This is a genomic window from Phormidesmis priestleyi BC1401 (assembly GCF_001650195.1).
GTDB lineage: Bacteria > Cyanobacteriota > Cyanobacteriia > Leptolyngbyales > Leptolyngbyaceae > Phormidesmis_A > Phormidesmis_A priestleyi_B.
In genome coordinates, this window is the sequence record NZ_LXYR01000119.1 from 1 (window position 1) to 5,056 (window position 5,056).

The window sequence follows — 5,056 nt, forward strand, 5'->3', positions numbered from 1 at the left end:
TGGAGCATCTCGATGAAATATTCGTTCTTTGTTTTATCCTCACGTTTGTCATAAATGCGAAAGTTAATCGGATCAGAATTACCCGCGATGTCTGTGTCAATACTCCGGACATTTTTTTGAACGGTTCCACAAGGCTTTCAGAGTTTATGGTTCAAGGATCGAGCTATTTTTTCAAAGTTAGCTCTGCCTCTGACTTGGAAAAAAAGATCTTGTCCACGGCAGAATAAGGGTTTGAGCCTTAAAATCTGCTCAAATTTTGTCCGGAGTATTGCTGTGTAATACAGCGTGATCAGATTGATTCCCTTAACCGTTCGTTTGTGCTTGCCAGACCAGAAGTATCCGACCAAAGCAGTTTTACTGGGGTCGCGGTAAGGCTTGTCCACCACGCTGTCATCGATACTGGCAGTTCCCCCTTTCAAAATCAGTTCCCCTTTGACTTCATCAAACAAGTCTTTAGGAGTGTATTGCTCTCGTAGTAAAAAGCGGTTAACGCTATCGTGACTGAGTTCTTCAAGAATCTCAGCCAAACGCACACAACTCACGTACTTGGGTTCTGCCAGGAGAAACAAGGTGTAAAGATTAGCGTTACACTGAGCAGTTGAGGGCTTTGACTGTTCTCTCACAACCGGATACCGCTGAATGGGCTAATCTCAACCCACCACATTTTTGCTTTCCTGTCAATGCGTAAGTCCTATAGTAATAATCTGCTTGATTTTCTAATTCTGCCCGATGCTAATTCCTCTCAGTCGCAAAAAGTTAGAACAGTTAATTCCCGCCGTGGGGACAGGTGCTCAATATGCCTACTGTTGGGGCAAGTTTTCCGATCTCCTGCTGCGGGTGCTGATCTCAATCTCGGCTCTAGCGGTGATTTTGTTGGTGAGTTGGATATTGCCGATCGAAGCGCTGCGCGGACTTCGCTTTTTTCTAGGATTGTTTGCCCTGGTTTATTGGCTGTGGCGACCTGTTTTGCAAGCAGGACTGAAGAATATTGAGTATCGCCGCTATAAATATGCAGGGTTTTTGCGCGGCGAAGTCACCGATATCTATCTCTCAGACGAAGTGGTTGGAACCCAAGAAACCGTCAACGATCGCGGCGAATTAGTCGTCGTCGAAAACCGAGAGCGCAAGTTAAATCTTGTAGTCGATGATGAGTCTGGGTTTATGACCGAGCTACAGGTGCCCCTCAAGCGAGACTATCAGGCGATCGCGCCGGGTGACACCGCCGAAATGGTCGTGCTTTCAAATCGCCCCGACCTCAGCCGAATTGCGAAAGTCACCGATATTTTTATTCCCCGGTGTGGCGTGTGGGTGAGTGACTATCCCTATTTGCGGCGAGACGAGTTTGAGTCGGTGAGCCGTCGATTAGACGCAGGAGGCGAGGTGGACGATCGTGACTATGACGAGTCGCCGCGCCGCCGTGTTGAAGCCGATCAGCCAGCTTCTAACCGTCGAAAATCTAACCGCAACGCGCGAAGTAGTGCGTCTAAAAGTCGTCGTCCTCGCAAAAATGCTGGGCGGAGATCGAGTACCCGTAGAAGTTCTGATTATTAAAGAACAAGAAACTGCCATACACGAAGGAAACATAAAAGACGCAAGCCTTAAACGATGTTCATATAGAGATGTAGATGGACTAGAAGCCCAATCGCTCCCTCAAACTCAGTCCACTCTCTACAATGAGAAAACGGTCTGTCAACATCTGATTGTGAAAAAACGAGTCACGCTGACTTTCCCCAAACGATCGGTGCAAATGCCTGTCACTTATCGATTGGCGAAAGATTATAACGTTGCAGCAAACATCATTCGGGCGCAGGTGGCTCCCAATCAAATTGGCAAACTGGTCGTCGAGCTATCGGGTGACATTGATCAGTTAGATGCCGCGTTGGATTGGATGCGATCGCAAGATATCGGCGTGTCGTTTGCCAGTCGCGAGATCATGATCGACGAAGACACTTGCGTACACTGTGGCTTGTGTACCGGAGTCTGCCCAACGGAGGCACTAACTCTAGATCCCCAGTCGTTTAAGCTGACGTTTACCCGATCGCGCTGCATTGTCTGCGAACAGTGCATTCCCACCTGCCCCGTGCAGGCGATTTCAACAAACTTTTGAGTCCGCGATCGAATGGTTCAGCGATCGCTGCAAAATGGTAGATGAACTCCATCCGCAATATTTTTCTGTGCAGACTTCCCAATCTCCTTATCTTGAAATCGGCAAAATCGTCTCGACCCAAGGCTTAAAGGGAGAAGTGCGCGTGTATCCCGATTCTGACTTTCCTGAGCGATTTATCGAGCCAGGAAAACGATGGATTCTGCGATCGAATGCGACGCAGCCCGAAGAAATTCAGCTTGTCAAAGGTCGCTATCTTGACGGCAAAGGTTTATATGTCGTGCAGTTTGCCGGAGTCAACACCTGCGAAGAGGCAGAAGCGCTCCGGGGCAGCAAGATTTTAGTCTTAGCCAGCGATCGACTTGACCTTGAAGAAGGCGAATTTCACGTCGCCGACCTGATCGGACTGCAGGTATTTGATCAAGCCACTCAAACCCAAGTCGGAACAGTCGTCGATATTTTATCTGCCGGAAATGACTTACTAGAAATCCAGCGAGAAGGATCTGAGAGCCGGGTTTTGATTCCGTTTGTGATGGCGATCGTGCCGATCGTCGATCTCAAACAAAACCGGATAGAGATTACGCCTCCACCCGGTTTAATTGACTAGATTCGTTAAACAAATCGAGTCAGATTAACGCGATAGCGATCTTTTTTCGTCACCATCATGTCACCCACTTCAACCCGTCCCTTGCCTCGAATGGCGATTAAATCTCCGGGCTTAACCGTGTAGCTCGTCGAGTTAATGTCCTTCCAGTTGACGCGCACATCGCCCGACGAAATCAAATCTGCCATCTTGCTGCGCGACATCCCAAATCCGGCTGACGCGATCGCATCCAGTCGCATCGAGGCTTCAACCGTCGTCAATTCTTTTTTCTTGGGTTCTCGAATCTTGAGTTCACTCAACGGAAGCGGCTGCACTTTGACAGGCACCGATCGCACTTGAGTCAAACTTGCCTGGAAGAACTCTACGAGATCAGGGACAACGATCGCCTGGGCGCCCCGTTCGCCCAACACGATGATGTCACCCACTTTCTCGCGCACGATTCCCGTTCCTAAAATTGCGCCCAAAAAGTCACGGTGACTGGCAGGGTCAAAGAGAAAGTTTCCGGCAATGTTGAGGGCAATCACCTCGACTTGTTCAACATCAAGCGGCAACTCCGATCGAGCGATTGCCAGTCGCTGCCGTTCTGCCTGCGGGTAGCCGCCCCACGCCACCATCTGCACATCGGTCAAACGCCCAAACGATCGCTGAATCTCCGCGATTTCTGGCGGCGAATAAAAATCGGTCATCACCACCTCCCAGGTTTTGACCGCCTGCTCTGCCTGATCAATCACTCTGATCACGCTATCCCGATTCTCGACACCTTTTAACAGATCTTCCTTTGGCAACATGGAGGCTAATCGTTCTTAGAAAGCTTTATTCTAACGATTCACAACCCATGACTCACCCTTCGCCCTGCTAATCTAAAAATGGGAAGCCTATCGTGCAAAGTGAAACAATGAACTATCTTGTGGCAGTGCTGAACGATCGCATTCAGGCAGAAGCCGCTTACTCGGCGCTAGAGAAAGACGGGCTGCCGATGAACAGCGTATCAATCTTGGGCAGAGGCTATAAAAGTGCCGATGAGTATGGCTTGATCGACCCCAACGAGGAAGCCGGAAAACAAGCCAAGGGAATGGCAATTTGGCTAGTGCCGTTTGGCTTTGTGGCGGGTTTGGCGTTTAACTCGATCACCAAACTTGACACGTTTCCGTGGGCGGGTGAACTGGGAAATCAGCTCATCGGCGGAGTACTGGGCGCGATCGGAGGCGCAATGGGCAGCTTCTTTATCGGTGGTGGAGTCGGACTCGTTGTGGGAGGTGGAGACGCACTCACCTATCGCAATCGTCTCAACAGCGGAAAATATCTAGTGGTGGTCAAAGGCTCAGATGCCCTGACTCGCAAAGCCACAAGCATTTTGCGCCAATATGACCCAGAAAACCTACAGGGGTATTTCTATTCAAGTGATGTCTAGATGTGAGTTGCCCTCACCCTCAATCCCTCTCCCGCGGGAGAGGTCTAGGGTAAGGGTAAATTGGACAGCGGTTGATTGCGATCGCTAATTTTCGCCAAAACACTGTTGATAGACTCCCCCTTCAAACTCTGTCCATTGGGATAGCAGCTTGAAACGCTAGAGAAAAACTGATATGACCATCACCGCGATCGAGCTACCGACGGAGAAAATTGCTCAATTTTGTCGTGAGTGGCAAGTCACCGAGTTTGCCCTGTTTGGTTCCGTCTTGCGTTGGATCAGATGGAAGCAGAGCTAAAAACCATTTTTCATCAAGACGTTGACTTGATTACTCGCCAAGGCATTGAAACCAGTCGTAACTACTTACGCCGCCAATAAATTCTTTCTTCTGCTCAGGTAATTTACGCAACGGGAGCTTCAATTCCTGCTTGATATGCTGCAATCCGCAGAACTCATCATGATGGCGTTGCTGAATGATGGATGAATTTCCAGATTGACCCTCACCCTAGCCCTCTCCCAAGAAGCTACCGTGTACATACAAGTCCTCGTCACTTCGTTTGGGTCGGCTTCAGCCCCCTCTAAATCCCCCATTCTGGAGGACTTTGAACCGGAGCGATGGCTGAACTTTGAACCTCTTTCTGTCTCAAAGTCCCCCAATTTTGGCAGGGCTGATTAGTTGTCACCAGATAAAATCTACAAGCTCTGAGTCTTCGTTCAGCATCAGAATGATGCCTTAACGCAAGATAAAGGGTACAGATTTTCTTTCTCGACCTTAAATTAGCCCTGCCAATTTTGGGGGTCTAGGGCTGCTTACAAGTGTAGGTTTGTGGTGAAGCTGTTAAGAAGAGTTGAATGAGAGTGAAAGCGTCAGTTGAGGGACAAGGGGCGGCATCGTCAGCGGTTGCTGCCGTTGCTCCTCATCCGGCAGCACGATTAACCC

Annotated in this window: 6 protein-coding genes and 1 pseudogene; 5 read left to right on the plus strand and 2 right to left on the minus strand. The window is 49.3% G+C overall.

The features are described 5' to 3' along the window. Nucleotides 1-272: 272 nt before the first annotated feature. Nucleotides 273-623, minus strand: a pseudogene (locus A8707_RS25495) (IS701 family transposase); the annotation flags it as partial. Between the two features lie 106 nt (nt 624-729). On the opposite strand from A8707_RS25495, the gene A8707_RS25500 reads away from it, so the two are divergent. The 3 genes from A8707_RS25500 to rimM all read left to right on the plus strand — a co-directional run bounded on the left by A8707_RS25500 (nt 730) and on the right by rimM (nt 2,711). Continuing rightward, entirely contained in the window at nt 730-1,551 is an 822-nt protein-coding gene (locus A8707_RS25500; protein ID WP_068820194.1) for a zinc metalloprotease, read from the plus strand. Between the two features lie 151 nt (nt 1,552-1,702). After that, on the plus strand, nt 1,703-2,107 hold the full coding sequence (locus A8707_RS25505) for an NIL domain-containing protein (RefSeq protein ID WP_068820202.1): 405 nt from the start codon (nt 1,703-1,705) through the stop codon (nt 2,105-2,107). A gap of 34 nt (nt 2,108-2,141) precedes the next feature. Next, nucleotides 2,142-2,711, plus strand: a complete 570-nt coding sequence (rimM, locus tag A8707_RS25510) for a ribosome maturation factor RimM (RefSeq protein WP_068820196.1) — start codon at nt 2,142-2,144, stop codon at nt 2,709-2,711. Nucleotides 2,712-2,716: 5 nt separating this feature from the next. Here the strand turns inward: rimM and A8707_RS25515 are convergent, their stop codons facing one another. After that, nucleotides 2,717-3,496, minus strand: a complete 780-nt coding sequence (locus A8707_RS25515; RefSeq protein WP_068820198.1) for a photosystem II S4 domain protein — start codon at nt 3,494-3,496, stop codon at nt 2,717-2,719. A gap of 107 nt (nt 3,497-3,603) precedes the next feature. On the opposite strand from A8707_RS25515, the gene A8707_RS25520 reads away from it, so the two are divergent. After that, the gene (locus tag A8707_RS25520) at nt 3,604-4,119 is read left to right on the plus strand and encodes a hypothetical protein (RefSeq protein ID WP_068820200.1); all 516 of its coding nucleotides are present in this window, start codon (nt 3,604-3,606) and stop codon (nt 4,117-4,119) included. A 172-nt stretch (nt 4,120-4,291) separates the two neighbouring features. Further along, nucleotides 4,292-4,414, plus strand: coding sequence for a hypothetical protein (locus A8707_RS30440; RefSeq protein ID WP_269452774.1), 123 nt, complete (start codon nt 4,292-4,294; stop codon nt 4,412-4,414). Nucleotides 4,415-5,056 lie beyond the last annotated feature (642 nt).